The sequence below is a fragment of the Streptococcus sp. 27098_8_134 genome, from assembly GCF_041431675.1.
Lineage (GTDB): Bacteria > Bacillota > Bacilli > Lactobacillales > Streptococcaceae > Streptococcus > Streptococcus sanguinis_R.
Window position 1 is genome coordinate 13,611 of the sequence record NZ_JAPVYD010000002.1, and the last position, 18,795, is coordinate 32,405.

At 40.6% G+C, this 18,795-nt stretch carries 14 protein-coding genes; all 14 read left to right on the forward strand.

The window, feature by feature from the left end; all coding sequences use genetic code 11:
* The first annotated feature begins 25 nt into the window (after window positions 1-25).
* The 14 genes from O3620_RS04565 to der all read left to right on the forward strand — a co-directional run bounded on the left by O3620_RS04565 (window position 26) and on the right by der (window position 18,700).
* Window positions 26-1,024 carry a hypothetical protein gene (locus O3620_RS04565; protein WP_002918410.1) on the forward strand — a complete coding sequence of 333 codons (999 nt, stop codon included), beginning with the start codon at window positions 26-28 and terminating at the stop codon, window positions 1,022-1,024.
* Window positions 1,024-3,675: a valine--tRNA ligase gene (locus O3620_RS04570; protein ID WP_371601482.1), complete on the forward strand. Its 2,652-nt coding sequence runs from the start codon at window positions 1,024-1,026 to the stop codon at window positions 3,673-3,675. The genes O3620_RS04565 and O3620_RS04570 overlap by 1 nt, the downstream gene beginning before the upstream one ends.
* A gap of 75 nt (window positions 3,676-3,750) precedes the next feature.
* On the forward strand, window positions 3,751-4,914 hold the full coding sequence (locus O3620_RS04575) for a DNA cytosine methyltransferase (RefSeq protein WP_002918412.1): 1,164 nt from the start codon (window positions 3,751-3,753) through the stop codon (window positions 4,912-4,914).
* Between the two features lie 78 nt (window positions 4,915-4,992).
* Window positions 4,993-7,044, forward strand: a complete 2,052-nt coding sequence (locus O3620_RS04580) for an ATP-binding protein (protein ID WP_223310709.1) — start codon at window positions 4,993-4,995, stop codon at window positions 7,042-7,044.
* A 3-nt stretch (window positions 7,045-7,047) separates the two neighbouring features.
* Window positions 7,048-7,914, forward strand: coding sequence for a hypothetical protein (locus tag O3620_RS04585; protein ID WP_002918418.1), 867 nt, complete (start codon window positions 7,048-7,050; stop codon window positions 7,912-7,914).
* Window positions 7,915-8,499: 585 nt separating this feature from the next.
* Window positions 8,500-9,924: an NADP-dependent phosphogluconate dehydrogenase gene (gene gndA, locus O3620_RS04590; protein WP_002894560.1), complete on the forward strand. Its 1,425-nt coding sequence runs from the start codon at window positions 8,500-8,502 to the stop codon at window positions 9,922-9,924.
* 9 nt (window positions 9,925-9,933) lie between these two features.
* Window positions 9,934-10,623, forward strand: coding sequence for a response regulator transcription factor (locus O3620_RS04595; protein WP_002903255.1), 690 nt, complete (start codon window positions 9,934-9,936; stop codon window positions 10,621-10,623).
* Window positions 10,624-10,910: 287 nt separating this feature from the next.
* Window positions 10,911-13,103, forward strand: coding sequence for a PTS transporter subunit IIBC (locus O3620_RS04600; RefSeq protein ID WP_002903254.1), 2,193 nt, complete (start codon window positions 10,911-10,913; stop codon window positions 13,101-13,103).
* Between the two features lie 17 nt (window positions 13,104-13,120).
* Complete coding sequence (locus O3620_RS04605; RefSeq protein WP_371601483.1) at window positions 13,121-13,936, forward strand: endonuclease/exonuclease/phosphatase family protein; 816 nt, start codon at window positions 13,121-13,123, stop codon at window positions 13,934-13,936.
* A 169-nt stretch (window positions 13,937-14,105) separates the two neighbouring features.
* Complete coding sequence (nrdR, locus tag O3620_RS04610) at window positions 14,106-14,579, forward strand: transcriptional regulator NrdR (protein WP_002894570.1); 474 nt, start codon at window positions 14,106-14,108, stop codon at window positions 14,577-14,579.
* A complete protein-coding gene (locus O3620_RS04615; RefSeq protein ID WP_002918427.1) occupies window positions 14,580-15,734 on the forward strand; it encodes a DnaD domain protein in 1,155 nt (384 codons plus the stop codon).
* Window positions 15,735-16,634 carry a primosomal protein DnaI gene (dnaI, locus tag O3620_RS04620; RefSeq protein ID WP_002918429.1) on the forward strand — a complete coding sequence of 300 codons (900 nt, stop codon included), beginning with the start codon at window positions 15,735-15,737 and terminating at the stop codon, window positions 16,632-16,634.
* The gene (locus O3620_RS04625; protein ID WP_002918432.1) at window positions 16,631-17,347 is read left to right on the forward strand and encodes an NADPH-dependent oxidoreductase; all 717 of its coding nucleotides are present in this window, start codon (window positions 16,631-16,633) and stop codon (window positions 17,345-17,347) included. Before dnaI ends, O3620_RS04625 begins: the two co-directional genes overlap by 4 nt.
* Window positions 17,348-17,389: 42 nt before the next feature.
* Window positions 17,390-18,700 carry a ribosome biogenesis GTPase Der gene (gene der, locus O3620_RS04630; RefSeq protein ID WP_002918434.1) on the forward strand — a complete coding sequence of 437 codons (1,311 nt, stop codon included), beginning with the start codon at window positions 17,390-17,392 and terminating at the stop codon, window positions 18,698-18,700.
* Window positions 18,701-18,795: the final 95 nt, after the last annotated feature.

The following is an 18,795-nucleotide window of genomic DNA, read 5'->3' on the forward strand; positions in this document are numbered from 1 at the left end:
TTGAAGAAAAGGAGAGGATAAGTTAGTGAAAACAGATGAAATTATCAAATTAATAGCAGCCTTTGGAATAGGTACGATAGTTAGCACCATCTTTTCTTTTATTAAGTCTACTAAAAGAAATCAGTTAGACTATATCACGAAAGAGAGGTCAGAATGGAGAAAAGGCATAAGAAAAATCATTGTCAAACTCTTAGGGTCAGACTTAGATAAGAAAAAAAATGCAGTCAATCAATTGAAGACACAGCTTAATCCATATGGTTTCCGTAGGAACTATAAGTACGGTAAAGATTATTATATGGCTGATGGACATATATGGGATGAATTGGAAGATTTTGATTTTTCTGAAAATAGAATCCAAAGAATTGTCCAATATCTAGTATTACTATTAAAATTCGATTGGGAACGTTCGAAGGATGAAGTTGGCATCGATCAAAATAATATTATATGGAATGCTTTAAGGTGGATTTTAATAGTATTAAATAGTGTAATGTTGGTTTGGGCTGGTCAGGTAAATAACGAAAAAAATACATACTTTGCATTTATTTCTTTGATCTTGTTACTATTACAGAAGCTTACACTAAAATTATTATCAGGTTTAAATTTAGATTCACGAAAGTCACAATTTGCTTTCTTTATTGCCTTTATTTTTGTTTTTCTATTACCATATATTTATTCAATACACTTAGTTGTTTTACTATTAAATTTTTATAAAATAATTAAGTTGAGTCTAATTTTAAGTATACTACCTATATTATTTATAGTTATTGTTATTTCATCAGAGGTGTATGTGTTGTATCAAATTTATAATTTAGATTCTCAATATGTATCAAAAATAAAGATACTAAATAAGAATGAGTCTTCTTATGAGAGTGAAGAATTTGAGCTCTACAATAAAATTTATGAACTTGAAGAGGAAATAGACAGAGTAAAGAAATTAAAAAAATCTAAAGACATTGAAAAATCTAAAAAAAGACGTGATAGATTACAGAAAAAATTAGATAAATTAATAAAGGAGAATAATTAATGTCAAAACAATTATCACCTAAATACAATCCAGCCGAGGTTGAGGCTGGTCGTTACCAAAAATGGCTTGATGCTGATGTTTTCAAGCCTTCAGGCAATCAAAAGGCCAAGCCTTATTCGATTGTGATTCCACCGCCAAACGTGACTGGTAAACTCCACCTTGGTCACGCTTGGGACACGACTTTGCAGGATATTATCATCCGTCAGAAACGCATGCAAGGTTTTGACACGCTTTGGCTGCCAGGGATGGACCACGCTGGGATTGCGACTCAGGCTAAGGTCGAGGAGCGCTTGCGGGAGCAAGGCATTTCCCGCTATGACCTTGGTCGTGAGAAATTCCTAGATAAAGTCTGGGAATGGAAAGACGAATATGCGACAACTATCAAGGAACAATGGGGCAAGATGGGTCTCTCTGTAGACTACTCTCGCGAGCGCTTTACGCTAGATGAAGGTCTGTCGAAAGCTGTCCGCAAGGTCTTTGTCGAGCTTTACAAGAAAGGCTGGATCTACCGTGGTGAGTTTATCATCAACTGGGATCCAGCAGCTCGCACAGCCCTGTCTGATATCGAGGTCATCCATAAGGACGTGGAAGGTGCTTTCTACCACATGAACTATATGCTGGAGGATGGCTCACGCGCCCTTGAAGTAGCGACCACTCGTCCTGAGACGATGTTTGGAGATGTGGCCGTTGCGGTCAATCCAGAAGATCCACGCTACAAGGACTTGATTGGTCAAAACGTTATTCTGCCGATTGCCAATAAATTAATCCCAATCGTTGCGGATGAACACGCTGACCCTGAGTTTGGTACAGGTGTCGTGAAAATCACGCCTGCCCACGATCCAAACGACTTCTTGGTCGGTCAACGCCACAACTTGCCACAAGTTAACGTCATGAACGATGACGGAACTATGAATGACTTGGCCTTCGAATATGCAGGCATGGACCGTTTCGAAGCTCGTAAGGCAGTCGTGGCTAAGTTGGAAGAAATCGGCGCCCTTGTCAAAATCGAAAAACGTATCCACAGTGTTGGTCACTCAGAGCGGACTGGCGTTATGGTTGAGCCGCGTCTGTCTACTCAGTGGTTCGTAAAGATGGATCAGCTGGCTAAGAATGCTATTGCTAACCAAGACACAGAGGATAAGGTAGAATTTTACCCGCCACGCTTCAACGATACCTTCCTCCAATGGATGGAAAATGTCCACGACTGGGTAATTTCCCGTCAACTCTGGTGGGGTCACCAAATCCCTGCTTGGTACAATGCTGAGGGTGAAATGTATGTCGGTGAAGAAGCTCCAGAAGGTGACGGATGGACTCAGGACGAAGACGTCTTGGATACTTGGTTCAGTTCAGCCCTTTGGCCATTCTCAACCATGGGCTGGCCAGATGTCGACTCAGAAGACTTCAAGCGTTACTTCCCAACATCAACCCTAGTAACAGGTTACGACATCATCTTCTTCTGGGTGTCTCGTATGATCTTCCAATCTTTAGAATTCACTGGTCGTCAGCCATTCCAAAACGTGCTCATCCACGGTCTCATTCGGGATGAGGAAGGTCGCAAGATGTCCAAGTCACTGGGCAATGGGATTGACCCGATGGATGTCATTGACAAATACGGTGCCGATGCCCTGCGTTGGTTCCTGTCAAACGGCTCTGCCCCTGGACAAGATGTGCGCTTCAGCTATGAAAAGATGGATGCTTCTTGGAACTTCATTAACAAAATCTGGAACATTTCCCGTTATATCCTCATGAACAATGAAGGTTTGACGCTGGATGCGGCGCGTGAGCATGTCGCTCAGGTGGCGGCTGGTCAAGCTGGTAATGTCACCGACCGCTGGATTCTCCACAACCTCAACGAAACCATTGGCAAGGTCACTGAGAACTTCGATAAGTTTGAGTTTGGTGTAGCTGGACACATTCTCTACAACTTCATTTGGGATGAATTTGCCGACTGGTATGTGGAGCTGACTAAGGAAGTGCTTTACAGCGACAATGACGACGAGAAAGTCATCACTCGCTCTGTACTCCTCTACACGCTGGACCAAATCCTGCGCCTGCTCCACCCAATCATGCCATTCGTGACAGAGGAAATCTTTGGACAAATCTCAGAAGGCACCATTGTGACAGCGGCTTATCCAGTGGTTCGTCCAGAGTTTGAAAATGCCGAGGCAGCAGCTAGCGTGGAAGCCCTCAAGGATCTGATCCGTTCGGTTCGCAATAGCAGAGCTGAGGTCAATGTGGCGCCAAGCAAGCCGATTACCATCTTGATTAAGACGACAGACAGTGCGCTGGAAACCTTCTTCAAGGATAATGTCAACTACATCAAGCGCTTCACCAATCCTGAGCATTTGGAAATCGCAGCAGACCTTGCCGTGCCAGAGCTGGTCATGTCTAGTATCATTACAGGAGCAGAAATCTACCTGCCGCTTGCTGACCTCCTCAATATCGAGGAAGAACTGGCTCGTCTCGAAAAAGAACTAGCCAAGTGGCAGAAAGAGCTGGATATGGTCGGCAAGAAACTCTCTAACGAGCGCTTCGTAGCCAACGCCAAACCAGAAGTCGTCCAAAAAGAACGCGACAAACAAGCCGACTATCAAGCTAAATACGATGCGACCGTAGCACGTATTGAGGAGATGAGGAAGTTGGTGAAATAAGCTATAAATCTTATCAATTTGCTGAGGTTTTTGGTATAATGAAAAATGAGAATATTTTTTGAACAAAGGTAAGAAATGATAGAAGTTGTAGACTTATTTTCTGGTGCTGGAGGATTGACTTTTGGTTTTCAGAATACAATTAAAAATAATAAATTTGTTTCCAGAAATGACTTTAACATTAGATTTGCAAATGAATTCAATCATGATGCAGCAGAAGCTTTCAGACAAAATTATCCTAGAGTTACTATGATTGAGGAAGATATTGCTAATATAGATAAACATTTTTTAAAATCCAAAGGAATCAGTTCAAAAAGAGTTGATTTAGTTATTGGTGGACCACCTTGTCAGTCATTTAGTACGGTTGGTAAGAGACAATATGATAAAAGAGCTAAAATGTATAGAGAATATCGAAGGATACTTTCTTTTATCCAACCTAAGATGTTTGTTTTTGAAAATGTTTATGGACTTTTAACTATGAAAAATGAACAGAACGGCCCAATCATTAGAAATGTAAAAGAAAGTTTTAATGATTTATCAAGCTTTGGTGAGGCCAGTGGCTATGACGTTTATACTAAATTAATTAATGCAAAAGATTTTGGTGTTCCTCAAAACAGAGAACGTGTCTTTTTGATAGGAATAAGAAAGGATTTAAAAATTAAGTTCGAGTGGACATTCCCAGAAGAAACCACCCTAAATAATGAAATTACATTAAGAGACGCAATTAGTGATTTACCTATATTAGGAAATAATGAACAAAAAAATAATTATATATGTGAACCAAGAACAGAGTACCAAGCTTTATTAAGAGGAAATCAAACCGAGCTACTTAATCATGTTAGTCGAAATCATGGTGAGAGATTACAAAAAATAATGAGAGCTCTTGGAGAGGGGCAAGGGAAAAACGATATTAATAGGATGGTAGAAGATGGTATTTTAGATAAAGATTTATACCTGACTTCTGGCTATAATAATACTTACGGTAGATTGTGGTGGGATAAACCTTCTACTACCATTACAAATAATTTGTCAACACCGTCCTCTCTTCGTTGCATTCACCCTGAACAAAACAGAGCTTTGACGGCTAGAGAAGGTGCAAGAATTCAATCTTTTCCAGATAATTATAAATTTGTAGGTGGATTGCAAGCTATCAATACTCAAATTGGGAATGCTGTTCCTCCAATTTTAAGTATTCATTTAGCTAATAGAATAAAAAAATTTTTCGAGGAAAATAAATTATAAAGGCGTTTAATTATGATAGAAACTAACAGTATCCCATTTAACTTCTCTTATTTTGCTTTAAACTTGTTAGGAAAGCAAATGTATACTAATAAATGGACCGCAATATCTGAATTAATAGCTAATGGTTTAGATGCTGGCGCAACAAATGTCAAGCTCTATATAGAATCTATCGATAAAGAGAATTCGATATTAGAGATTTTAGATAATGGCAGTGGAATGAGCTATGAAGATTTATCTACTAAATACGCCTTGATTGGTAGAAATAGACGTATATCAAACGAGGAATTCTCTGAGAAGACAAAGGGAAGAAAAGGTATAGGAAAATTAGCGACGTTATTTTTGTCAAAAAAATATTATATAGTTTCTAAGAAGGGAGGAACTGAAACAGCTTGGATGTTAGACTCTACAAATGCATCTGATAGCGATATTCCTGAATTAATTCGTGTTGACATTAATGATGTATCTATTGAAAATAGAAGTGTTTGGGATTCGTTTGAGTCGGGGACTTTGATAAAATCGGTTGGAGTTAATTTAGCTGGATTTGCAGAGGGAAAGCTAGATTCTTTAAAGATGAATTTGGCTAATTATTACTTGTTAAACAATATTGGTGCAGTTATCGAAGTGGCGTACAAGACTAAAGCAAAACAGAAGATAGAATTTTCAAAAGTTTCTAAAGTAATTGGATTTAAAAATTTGTATGCTTTTTTTCAAACTTCTGAAGGTATCGTTGAAAACAAATTGTTAAATGACTCAGTGAAAATAAATGCAGATTTAGAGCAAGTATCCAACAAATTACGTAAGGTAAAAAAATTAAATCCATCAGATATTACTAAAATAAATTTAAAAGGAAAAAGAAAATTTATAACTTTACAAGGAGATGCAAAGGAATTTAATTATGAATTAACTGGTTGGATAGGAATCCACAGTACAATTAATATGGTGGAAGCATCTGAAAATACAAAAAATGATCCCAATAATAGATTTATAAGGAATTCTGTTTATAAGGCTAATCAGCTAAGACTTTATGTTAGAGATAAATTGGCAGTATCAAATTTTATTCCACAGTTAAATAATACTCAAGCATTTAGTAATTATATAGAAGGGGAAATCTCATTTGATATTTTAGACAATGATTATTTGGAGGATATTTCAACTTCAAATCGTGAAGGATTATCAGGAAATGATGAAAGGATAACTTTATTGATTGAACTGCTAAAACCAATTGTTAATAAGTTGATAAGTGAACGTGTTAATATTGGTGGTGTAGTTCGCAAAGAAGTGGAAAAAATTCGACAAGAAGAAAAAGAGGAATTAGAAAGAAAAGAGCAACTTGCAGAGGAAAAAAGGAAGCAAGCAGAAGAAAATAAAAGAATTGCAGAACAGCAACATCAGGAGGCTGAGTTAGCTAGAAAATTGGCGGAGACAAAACAAAAAGAAGCAGAAATAGCTAGAGACATAGCAGAGGAGGAAAGTAAAAGAAAGGATGTTTTAATTGGAAGTAATAATTCTGCGCAACAAAATTTGCTGGCTCATGAATTAACTGGAGTGTATAAAAACATAGATTCAGTAAATAAAAAAATTGTTGCAGATTTTAAATCGACAGATGATTTTGAACGAGTGAGCGAGTATGTTGTTAGTCTAAAAAAATCTTCTGGAAAATTATTTACAATAAAAAACCAAATTCTCAAATTAAATACTTCTGAAGTAAAAGGAAGGAAATACATTAATGTCAAAAGTTATATAAAGAGTTACTTAAACAGTCTGTCTTATAAAAATTTAGAGATTATAATTGATTTTTCAAATAATCCTCATACTTCCAGAGTACATATTTTTGATTTAGGCATGATACTAGATAATTTTATTATAAATGCTATGGATCAACTAGCAGACAAAATTATATTTAAATTCATAGATGAAGAAAATAGATTAGTTATAACTTCTAATAAGCCATTATCTTCTGAAATAGTAAATAAGGACGATATTTTTAGATTAGGATTTACTACTAAAGAAAATGGAACAGGAGTTGGGATGTACATAATTAGACAAACTTGTAAAAAATTTAAATGGGAAATTAAAGTGGTTTCAAATACGGAAGAAACAAGCTTTATAATTGAATTAGGTGATAATTAGAAAATGCGTAGAGATATTAGTATTATTTGGTTAGAAGATGAGATGGAAGATGCTTTTCACGACTATTTAAAAATAGTAAAACAAGCTATAGAAGATAAAGGTTATCAATTATTAATAGATAATTGTCATTTATGTGAAAGCATTGGAGATGCCAGAAAAGTTTTGGATGATAGTTCTAAAAGAATCGATTTTTTTATATCCGATTTTAATTTAGGAGAAGAATATGCGAATGGTATTGATAATGGTATTGACTTTTTAAGTGATGTAAGAAGTCGAGAAAACTATAAGCAATTTTTTATTCTTTATTCAAAAAATTATGATGAGATAAAGGAGACAGTAATAACAAAAATTAATAAGGAAGATAATCTAGGATTATTAAATAATACTATGATTATCAACTTATCCTCTCCTAGTGATGAAGTAATTAAACGTGAATTTCAGAAAGCCATTGAAATTAGTCTATCAAAATGGGATGAACTAAATGCTCTTAGAGGAGAGTATATGAGTGAAAATGCTGAGATAGAATATGAATTAAAAAAAATATTAAAGGTTGACTTGGCAGATTCTAGAAATTATAAATCTCTCTACGGAGATTTTAAAAATAATCATCTTAGTAAACGTGATAAAACCCTCAACAAATCATTATTGGATGATTGGATGCGAATGATAGATAAACGGAACTCATTAGCTCATTCTAAAGAAGAATTTAATGATGTAAAAGGATATGTGATATCAAATATTGATGATAAAAGTATACAAATTGTAGAAGAGGAAATTAACGAAGAGAGAAAATTATTGATACATCTATCAGAACGAGTGAAAGCATTGGTAAGGTCAAGACCAAAAAGAATAATCAATAATAAACATTGATGATGAAAGTACATAATTGTATAGGAAATTAATAAAGATAGGAAATTGTTGATAAATCCATAGGAGCAAGTAAAAATATGGGTACAAATAGATATTTTTATATCCAATAAAAAGATAAAATACAATTATTTGCAAATTATCAAAATACTACTAATATAACTAACATTTCTAGAAAGCAGGTTACTACATGACAAATTCTGTAAGTTCGAACCGCTCTGAGAAGTACAACATTGCAGCTTTCTTCTCAGATGTTGGGGGAATTGAGCTGATATTTGAATAGACTAACTAGTTCCTAATGGTGTAAATCAATTAGTTTATTAGTATACACGTCAGGCTTATCAGTTAAAACATCCTGATACCTATTTGGTGGTCATGATATTCACAATGTTTAGCCAGAGGATATCCCAGCTGGGGCTTTGGAAACTAATATGAAATACTCTACTTTACTAAAATCTCCACAACCAAGTTCAGTTACATCTGTACTTGGTTTTTCTATCCCTCCCTCTTTCATCCGCCTCCGACTTAATACTTTATTTTAAGTCTTAAAAATGATAAAATAAGACAAACAAACTATAGGAGAACATAATGACTAAAGCAAATTTTGGTGTTGTTGGTATGGCTGTTATGGGCCGTAACCTTGCCCTAAATATCGAATCTCGTGGCTATACTGTTGCCATCTATAACCGCTCAGCAAACAAGACAGAGGACGTCATTGCCTCTCATCCGGAGAAAAATTTTGTGCCAAGCTATGATGTGGAGTCTTTTGTCAACTCTATCGAAAAGCCACGCCGGATTATGCTGATGGTTCAAGCTGGTCCTGGTACAGATGCGACTATTCAGGCCTTACTTCCTCACTTGGATAAGGGTGATATCCTGATTGACGGTGGGAATACTTTCTACAAAGATACCATTCGCCGTAATGAAGAGTTGGCTAACTCTGGTATCAACTTCATCGGTACAGGTGTTTCTGGTGGTGAAAAGGGCGCATTGGAAGGGCCATCTATCATGCCGGGTGGTCAAAAAGAAGCATATGAGTTGGTAGCCGATGTCTTGGAAGAAATCTCTGCCAAAGCTCCTGAAGACGGTGCACCGTGTGTGACCTATATCGGTCCTGATGGCGCAGGTCACTATGTGAAAATGGTTCATAACGGGATTGAATATGGAGATATGCAGCTTATCGCTGAGAGTTATGACCTTATGCAGCACTTGCTGGGCCTTTCAGCTAGTGAAATGGCTGACATCTTCACAGAGTGGAATAAAGGCGAGCTAGACAGCTATCTGATTGAGATTACAGCGGATATCTTGACACGCAAGGACGATGAAGGTCAAGCCGGTCCAATCGTTGACTATATTCTGGACGCGGCTGGCAATAAGGGAACTGGTAAGTGGACCAGTCAATCTTCACTGGATTTAGGTGTGCCACTGCCATTGATTACAGAGTCAGTCTTTGCACGTTACATTTCTACATACAAAGATGAGCGTGTGGCTGCCAGCAAGGTATTGCCAAAACCAGCTGCTTTCACCTTTGAAGGAGACAAGGCAGAGTTGATTGAAAAGATCCGCCAAGCTCTTTACTTCTCAAAAATCATGTCATATGCTCAAGGTTTTGCTCAATTGCGTGTAGCTTCTAAGGAAAACAACTGGAATCTGCCGTTTGGTGAAATTGCTTCTATCTGGCGTGCTGGATGTATTATCCGTGCCCGTTTCTTGCAAAAGATTACAGATGCTTATGGCCGTGATGCTGACCTAGCAAACCTACTCTTGGATGAGTACTTCATGGACATTACGGCTAAGTATCAGCAGGCAGTTCGTGATGTTGTCAGCTTGGCTGTGCAAGCAGGAGTACCGGTGCCAACCTTCTCTAGTGCCATTGCTTACTTTGATAGCTATCGTGCGGAAAATCTGCCAGCTAATCTGATTCAGGCGCAGCGTGATTACTTTGGTGCTCATACATATAACCGTAAAGACAAAGAAGGTACTTACCACTATTCTTGGTACGACGAAAAATAGGATAGGCCTATGGCAAAGCGAATTTTACTAGTAGAAAATGAAAAAAATCTTGCCCGATTTGTGAGTTTGGAACTGCAAAAGGAAAGCTTTCTTGTAGATTTAGCTGAGACTGGTCAAGAGGGGCTAGCTCTGGCTAAAGATGCCGATTATGACTTGCTTCTGCTCAACTATAATCTTCAGGATATGACTGCCAGCGACTTTGCTCAGCAGCTGAGTTTGATTAAGCCAGCGTCCGTCATTATCGTCCTGGCTAGTCGCGAAGAGATTGCAGAGCAGCAGGAAGCAATCCAGCATTTTGCCGTTTCATACGTAGTCAAGCCTTTCATTATCAGTGACTTAGTGGAGCGTGTCTCTGTCATTTTCCGCGGGCGTGACTTTATCGACCAGCACTGCAGCCTCTTGAAAATTCCGACCTCTTATAGGAATCTGCGAGTGGATATTAAAAATCACACGGTTTACCGTGGTGAGGAAGTTATCGCACTGACGCGGCGGGAGTACGATCTGTTGGTGACCCTTATGGGCAGCAATAAGGTCATGAGCCGTGAGCAGCTGCTGGAGCGTGTCTGGAAGTACGAGAGTGCAACGGAGACCAACGTTGTAGATGTTTATATTCGTTATCTGCGCAGTAAAATTGATGTGGAAGGGCAGCCAAGCTATATCAGAACCGTTCGCGGTGTTGGTTATGCCATGCAAGAATAAAAATTCAAAACTCTGTTCTCCTTAGGGAGACGGAGTTTTTTGCGCTTGTTACAGTATTGATAGGAGAAATAATGCGGACTTTCTGATTATTCTATGCAATCGTTTTCGTTGAAATATAGCAAAAATATGTCTCGTAAAAAGGGATTTTAGCCTTTGGAATGCAAAAAAAGAGAAAATATTTTTATAAAAGCCTTTACAAAATAAAAAATCGTGCTATAATAGAAGTATCGACATGCAAACGATTTCACAAAAACGGACTTGTTTGCAAAAAATATAAGGAGGTCTGAATGATGAAAGATTCATTCAAGAACATTTTTAGCTTTGAATTTTGGCAAAAATTCGGTAAAGCTTTGATGGTGGTCGTTGCTGTTATGCCGGCAGCAGGACTGATGATTAGTATCGGTAAATCGATCCCGATGATTAATCCAAATCTAGGTGTTTTAGTCACTATCGGCGGTGTCTTAGAGCAGATTGGTTGGGGGGTTATCGGTAACCTGCATATCCTCTTTGCTTTGGCTATTGGTGGAAGCTGGGCAAAAGAACGCGCAGGCGGTGCCTTCGCAGCAGGTCTGTCCTTTATCCTGATTAACCGTATCACTGGTGTTATGTTTGGTGTTACCAGCGATATGCTCTCAGATAAGGCTGCTGTAGTTAAAACAATGTTTGGCGCATCTATTAAGGTTTCAGATTATTTCATCAGCGTTCTGGAGTCACCAGCTCTGAACATGGGTGTCTTTGTCGGAATTATCGCTGGTTTTGTTGGAGCGACAGCTTATAACAAATACTATAATTTCCGTAAATTACCGGATGCCTTGTCATTCTTCAATGGTAAGCGTTTTGTACCTTTCGTTGTTATCTTGCGCTCAGTAATCGTAGCAATTGTTTTGTCATTCGTATGGCCAGTTGTTCAATCAGGTATCAACAGCTTTGGTATTTGGATTGCTAACTCACAAGATACTGCACCAGTTTTGGCACCATTCATCTATGGTACTCTGGAACGTCTCTTGCTTCCGTTTGGTTTGCACCACATGTTGACCATTCCAATGAACTACACAGAACTAGGCGGTGTTTATCACGTTATTACTGGTTCTGGTGCGGGAACAACTGTAGCTGGTCAAGACCCTCTATGGTTGGCTTGGGTAACTGACTTGGTTGGTACGAAATCAGCTGATCCTTCTACTTACCAACACTTGCTTGATACAGTTCATCCAGCTCGATTCAAGGTTGGTCAGATGATTGGTTCATTCGGTATCCTTATGGGGGTAGCGGCGGCTATCTATCACAATGTGGATGCTGACAAGAAGCACAAATACAAAGGTATGATGATTGCGACTGCTTTGGCAACCTTCTTGACAGGGGTTACTGAGCCAATCGAGTACATGTTCATGTTCGTTGCAACACCGCTGTATATCATCTATGCATTTGTACAAGGTGCTGCGTTTGCAATGGCTGACATCGTTAACCTTCGTGTGCACTCATTCGGTTCTATCGAATTCTTGACCCGTACTCCTATGGCCATCAATGCTGGCTTGGGAATGGATATCATCAACTTCATTTGGGTAACTATCCTATTTGGTGTTGTGATGTACCTCATTTCTAACTTCATGATCAAGAAGTTCAACTATGCAACTCCAGGACGTAACGGTAACTATGAAACAGCAGATGGTTCAGATGAAGCTTCTTCATCAGAGTCAACTGGCGGTAAAGTTGCTGAAGCTTCTCAAGCAGTAAATGTTATCAATCTTCTGGGTGGTCGCGCTAATATTGTAGATGTAGATGCATGTATGACTCGTCTGCGTGTGACTGTCAAAGATGCTGAAAAAGTTGGAACAGAAGAACAGTGGAAAGCTGAAGGCGCTATGGGCTTAGTTATGAAAGGTCAAGGCGTTCAAGCTATCTACGGACCAAAAGCTGACGTTCTCAAATCTGATATTCAAGACTTGTTGGATTCTGGTGAAGTGATTCCTGAAACACTTCCTAGCCAAAAAGCAGAATCAGCAGCTGCCGAAGTTACTTACAAAGGTGTGACTGAGGAAGTTGAAACTGTTGCGGACGGTCAAGTCATTGACTTGGTAAATGTTAAAGATCCAGTATTCTCACAAAAAATGATGGGTGACGGATTTGCAGTTGAGCCTGAAAATGGTAAGATTTATTCACCAGTTGCTGGTACAGTAACTAGCGTCTTCCCTAGCAAGCACGCTATCGGTCTTGTGACAGATAACGGCTTAGAAGTCTTGGTACATATTGGTTTGGAAACTGTTAGCCTTGAAGGTAAACCTTTCGAAGTTCATGTTTCAGAAGGTCAAAAAGTTGCAGCTGGAGATCTCCTAGTCACGGCTGACTTGGAAGCGATCAAGGAAGCAGGACGTGAAACTTCAACAATCGTAGTCTTCACAAATGCAGCAGCTATCAAGTCTGTAACAGTAGAAAAACTTGGTCAAGCATCTGCTAAGACAGTTGTTGCTAAGGTTGAATTGTAATATAGAAAAGAGAAATCATGGCAAAATTCCTGACATTAAATACTCATAGTTGGATGGAAGAAGAGCAAGCAACTAAGCTTAATCAGCTTGCAGAACGCATTCTTCAAGAAAAATATGATGTCATTTGCCTGCAGGAAGTCAATCAACTAACGGAGTCTGAACAGGTTGTTCAGGCTCCTTTCTATCAGGCGGTTGAAGGAGCGATTGCGATTCATCAAGACAACTTTGCTCTATGTCTGGTAGAAAAGTTGGCTGAGGCAGGACTGGACTATCATTGGTCCTGGGCCTATAATCATATTGGGTTTGATATTTACAACGAAGGAGTGGCAATCCTATCCAGAAAACCACTAGCTCCTAGAGAAGTTCTGGTATCAGAGGCTAATGATCCTAGGGATTACCATACCCGCAAGGTCTTGCTAGCTGAGACTGAGGTAGAAGGTCAATTGCTAACAATTGCCTCCTGCCATCTGTCTTGGTGGGACAAAGGCTTCCAGGGGGAATGGGCTAAGCTTGAAGCAGAGCTTCTCAAGGTTAAAACTCCTCTGGTCCTCATGGGCGATTTCAACAATCCAGTCGGCCAGCAAGGCTACCAGACTATCTTAGCCAGTCCGCTGAAGCTGCAGGATAGTCATGCCGTTGCGAGAGAAGCTATCGGAGAGGCGACAGTAGAAGGTACTATTGCAGGCTGGGATGACAATAAGCACGCTCTGAAGATAGATTATGTTTTCACTAGCCAAGGGATGGACGTTGAGCGTTCCGCTGTCGTCTTTGACGGGAAAGAAACCCCTGTTGTCAGTGACCACTTTGGTTTAGAAGTGCAAGTGACTTTATAATGGTAAAAAGATGAGGCAAGACTGTGAATACAACAGATTGCCTCTCTTTTTCTTTTTGATAAACATATTTTTAGGGCAAAATGGTGAAATATTACCCTCCAAACGGCTGTCTTTTGTTATTCTTGAAAACGTGTTATAATGAAGTATTAGGATTCTAGGAGGAAATGGTATGCGTTGTCCGAAATGTGGTGGGAATAAATCAAGTGTAGTTGATAGCAGACAGGCAGAAGATGGGAATACGATCCGCCGCCGCCGTGAGTGTGAGGAATGTCAGCACCGTTTCACGACCTACGAGCGCGTCGAAGAGAGAACCCTAGTGGTTGTCAAAAAGGACGGGACACGCGAGCAATTTTCTCGGGATAAGATTTTTAACGGTATTATTCGCTCCGCTCAAAAACGGCCAGTATCTAGTGACGAAATAGAGGAGATTGTCAACCGAATCGAGCAAAAAGTCCGCAGTCAGAGCGACAATGAAATCAATAGTGAATATATTGGATCCTTAGTCATGGATGAACTGGCCGAGCTGGATGAAATCACCTACGTTCGTTTCGCCAGTGTTTACCGGAGTTTCAAGGATGTGGGGGAACTTGAAAGCTTGCTCAAGCAGATTACCAAGGGGTCCAAGAAGAAAAAGGACAAATAAATGAAACCAAACCATCAGTTTTCTTTCTTGCGTAATAATGCAGTCAGCCCAGATATTGCTATCTTGACCAAGCTCTATCTGCCGATTCTGGGGAGAGAAGCGGTAACACTTTATCTTTATCTGCTGTCTTTTGGGGATAATGGACAAAAGCAGCACCTCTTCAGTCAGATTCTCAATCATTTAGATTTTGGACTTAATATTTTGGAAGAAAGTTTTGAGCGTTTAGCGGCGATTAAGCTAGTTGACCTTTATCAAACAGATGACCTTTATCTTATTCAACTCCACCCGACCTTAACGGCGGAGGAATTTTTCAGCCATAATGTGTACAGCCGACTCTTGGAAAAGAAAATCGGCGAAGCTGCTGCAGATGCCCTGCGACCAAAAAATCCTAGTGGAGAGAAATTGGTTAAGCCTTTTATGCAGGTGTTTGGTATGGAAGCTGAGCAGCCAAGGGCAGTGCGAAAGGCCAATGATTTTGACTTGGAGTATTTCAAGCAACGGATGGCTCAGGACAATCTTCGCTTTGCCAATGAAAAGGAAGATTTGTTAGAATTGTTTGCAATTGCTGAGCAGAAAAAGTGGACTTGGTATGAGACCTATGTCTTGGCTAGAGAAACTGCTGTTTCTCAGGTCATTTCTACTAAGAGGATGAAGCAAAAGCTAGCTCAGAAGCCAGCAGAAGGTCAGTTTTCTAAGCAAGAGCAGTCTATTATCCAAGAAGCGAAACGAACATCGCCAATGGTCTTCCTGGCAGAAATCAAAAAAACCCGTCAGGCTGCTATTACGAGGACGGAGAGAAAGCTTTTGCTAGATTTAGCTGAATTAGGCCTTTTGGACGAGGTTATCAACGTAATCTTGCTCTTAACCTTTAATAAGGTGGATTCAGCCAATCTCAATGAAAAGTATGCCCTCAAGGTAGCCAATGATTTTTCTTATCAAAAGGTGACGACAGCTGAGGAAGCTGTCTTGAAAATCCGTGAGCGCAACCAGCAGTCCCAGAACCGTCCAGCTAAATCTGGACAAGGCTCTACCAAGAGCAACGTACCTGACTGGAGTCAGCCAAATTATAAAAACGAAACGAGTGCAGAGAAGCAGGCCGAGCTAGAAGAGCAGAAACGTCGGCTCTTAGCCAAACTTGAAGGAGGAGGCGAATAAATGGAGAAAATAGGACAGAATATGCCTCATATGAATAGGGTGCGGCAGTTTGACTATCAGGAGCTGGTCAAGCAAATCATGGCGGACCCAGATGTGGCAGCCTTTATCCAGCAGGAAAAGCTGACCCAAGCTGAGATTCAGCGCAGTGTCTCCAAGTTTAACCAGTATATTACGGAGCGCAACCGCTTTTTGCTGGGGGATGAGACCTATATTGCCAAGGGTTATAAGCCAATCTTGGTGAAGAATGAAGGCTATGCGGATGTTGCCTATGAAGAGACGCCAGAGTTGATTGAGCAGGAGAGACAGGAGGCCATTAGAAGCCGTCTCAATCTTATCAGCCTACCAGCCAGTCTCAAGGAGGCCAGTCTGGCACAGGTGGATCTGGATGATGTTGGTCGCTACAAGGCTTTTGAACTGTTGACCAACTTCGTTGCTGAGTTTCCACATTATCAGAAGGCTGTTTATCTCTACGGCGATTTTGGTGTCGGAAAAAGCTACATGATGGCTGCTCTGGCGCATGATTTGTCAGAAAAACGCAGTGTTTCAACGACACTGCTTCACTATCCAAGCTTTGTTTTGGATGTTAAGAATGCGATCAGTTCCGGCTTGGTCAAGGAGAAGATTGACCAGGTCAAGACGGCTCAAGTGCTGATTTTGGACGATATCGGTGCAGAGCAGTCTAGCCCCTGGATGCGCGATGAGATTTTGCAGGTCATTCTCCAGCACCGTATGCAGGAAAATCTGCCAACTTTCTTTACTTCTAACTTTAGTTTTTCGGATTTAGAGCGTCACTTTGCCAGCTCTAAGAATGGCGATGAGACTTGGCAGGCCAAGCGAGTTATGGAGCGGATTAAATTTCTGGCTCAGGAGGTACGCCTAGAAGGAGAGAACCGCCGATGAATGAAACAATTAACTTGATGAATGCTCATACGTCTGTTCGCCGCTTTACGGAGGAGCAGATTTCGGATAAGGAATTACGTGCCATCATTGATGCTGGGCGAGCAGCGTCCAGCTGGAAGAATTTCCAGTCCTATTCTATCATTGTGGTACGAAGCAAAGAGAAAAAAGAAGCCCTCTTTGACTTGGTGCCCCAAGAAGCCATTCGGCAGTCTTCAGCCTTCCTGCTTTTTGTTGGAGACCTCAATCGTGCCCAAAAAGGCGTTCACATGCATACGGAAGACTTTTATCCTAAGGGGCCGGAGAATCTCCTGATTAGCTCAGTAGATGCTGCTTTAGCGGGTCAAAATACTCTCTTAGCAGCTGAAAGTTTGGGTTATGGCGGAGTAATCATTGGACTGGTTCGTTATGCTGCTAGTCAAATAGCAGAGCTTTTCAAGTTGCCGGACTACACTTATCCAGTCTTTGGGATTGCTCTGGGAACTCCCAACCAGAACCATGCAGTTAAGCCACGTCTGCCTTATGAAGCAGTAGTCTTTGAGGAAGAATATCGTGAACAGGATGATTCAGTTATTCAAGCCTATGACCGCGTTCAGACTGAATATGCCGGCGAGCGAGCTAAGGAAACCTGGAGTCAGCGCCTAGCTGCCCAATTTGGTCAGGAGCCTAATCAAGCTATCAACCAACTGTTCAAAGAAAAGAAATTAGAAAAATAGGGCGGAGTTTGGCTCTGTCCTAAAGAATGAAAGAGGAAAAACATGGCCTTACCAACTATTGCCATTGTCGGCCGTCCTAATGTCGGCAAATCAACGCTCTTCAATCGGATTGCCGGTGAGCGGATTTCCATTGTGGAAGATGTTGAAGGGGTGACCCGCGACCGAATCTATGCGACCGCAAACTGGCTCAACCGTAAGTTTAGTATTATTGATACGGGCGGAATTGACGATGTTGACGCGCCTTTTATGGAGCAAATCAAACACCAGGCTGAGATCGCTATGGACGAAGCGGATGTCATCGTTTTTGTCGTGTCTGGCAAGGAAGGTATTACGGATGCGGACGAGTATGTGGCTCGCATGCTCTATAAGACTCATAAGCCGATTATTTTAGCGGTCAACAAGGTGGACAATCCCGAAATGCGCAATGAGATTTTTGATTTCTATGCGTTGGGCTTGGGTGATCCATTCCCGGTTTCCTCAGTCCACGGGATTGGTACAGGGGATGTTCTTGATGCGATCGTTGAAAATCTGCCAAATGAAGAAGTGGCTGAAAATCCTGATATGATTAAGTTTAGCTTGATTGGCCGTCCTAATGTCGGCAAGTCTAGCTTGATCAATGCCATCTTGGGGGAAGACCGAGTCATTGCTAGTCCAGTGGCTGGTACAACGCGTGACGCTATTGATACGGTCTTTACAGACAGTGAAGGTCAGGAATTTACCATGATCGACACGGCTGGTATGCGCAAGTCAGGCAAGGTCTATGAAAATACGGAAAAATACTCTGTCATGCGGGCCATGCGGGCCATTGATCGCTCAGATGTCGTTCTGATGGTGCTGAATGCCGAAGAAGGAATTCGTGAGTACGACAAGCGAATCGCTGGCTTTGCCCATGAAGCTGGAAAAGGAATGATCATCGTCGTCAATAAGTGGGATACGCTAGAAAAAGATAACCATACCATGAAAGACTGGGAAGAAGATATCCGAGACCAGTTCCAGTATTTGTCTTATGCGCCAATTATCTTTGTCTCTGCCCTGACCAAGCAGCGTCTCCATAAGCTGCCGGACATGATTAAGCAAATCAGTCAGAGTCAGAATACCCGTATTCCCTCTGCGGTCCTCAATGATGTTATCATGGATGCTATCGCGATTAATCCGACACCGACTGACAAGGGCAAGCGTCTCAAGATTTTTTATGCGACTCAGGTAGCGACCAAACCGCCAACTTTTGTCATCTTTGTCAACGAAGAAGAACTCATGCATTTCTCTTACCTGCGTTTCTTGGAAAATCAAATCCGCAAGGCCTTTATTTTTGAAGGAACCCCGATTCACTTGATTGCAAGGAAGCGGAAGTAGAGTTGTAAAACAGCAATTTGACAAACATACGTTTATATGCAAAAATGAAAGTAAGCATAAGAGCTTGCTTTTCTTTTTTTATGTCGAAAGTATGG

What these genes read in the sequence shown, in the direction of transcription:
- O3620_RS04570 (WP_371601482.1), top strand. Translation starts at nt 1,024, where the DNA reads ATGTCAAAACAATTATCACCTAAATACAATCCAGCCGAGGTTGAGGCT.
- O3620_RS04575 (WP_002918412.1), top strand. Translation starts at nt 3,751, where the DNA reads ATGATAGAAGTTGTAGACTTATTTTCTGGTGCTGGAGGATTGACTTTT.
- O3620_RS04580 (WP_223310709.1), top strand. Translation starts at nt 4,993, where the DNA reads ATGTATACTAATAAATGGACCGCAATATCTGAATTAATAGCTAATGGT.
- O3620_RS04585 (WP_002918418.1), top strand. Translation starts at nt 7,048, where the DNA reads ATGCGTAGAGATATTAGTATTATTTGGTTAGAAGATGAGATGGAAGAT.
- gndA (WP_002894560.1), top strand. Translation starts at nt 8,500, where the DNA reads ATGACTAAAGCAAATTTTGGTGTTGTTGGTATGGCTGTTATGGGCCGT.
- O3620_RS04595 (WP_002903255.1), top strand. Translation starts at nt 9,934, where the DNA reads ATGGCAAAGCGAATTTTACTAGTAGAAAATGAAAAAAATCTTGCCCGA.
- O3620_RS04600 (WP_002903254.1), top strand. Translation starts at nt 10,911, where the DNA reads ATGATGAAAGATTCATTCAAGAACATTTTTAGCTTTGAATTTTGGCAA.
- O3620_RS04605 (WP_371601483.1), top strand. Translation starts at nt 13,121, where the DNA reads ATGGCAAAATTCCTGACATTAAATACTCATAGTTGGATGGAAGAAGAG.
- nrdR (WP_002894570.1), top strand. Translation starts at nt 14,106, where the DNA reads ATGCGTTGTCCGAAATGTGGTGGGAATAAATCAAGTGTAGTTGATAGC.
- O3620_RS04615 (WP_002918427.1), top strand. Translation starts at nt 14,580, where the DNA reads ATGAAACCAAACCATCAGTTTTCTTTCTTGCGTAATAATGCAGTCAGC.
- dnaI (WP_002918429.1), top strand. Translation starts at nt 15,735, where the DNA reads ATGGAGAAAATAGGACAGAATATGCCTCATATGAATAGGGTGCGGCAG.
- O3620_RS04625 (WP_002918432.1), top strand. Translation starts at nt 16,631, where the DNA reads ATGAATGAAACAATTAACTTGATGAATGCTCATACGTCTGTTCGCCGC.
- der (WP_002918434.1), top strand. Translation starts at nt 17,390, where the DNA reads ATGGCCTTACCAACTATTGCCATTGTCGGCCGTCCTAATGTCGGCAAA.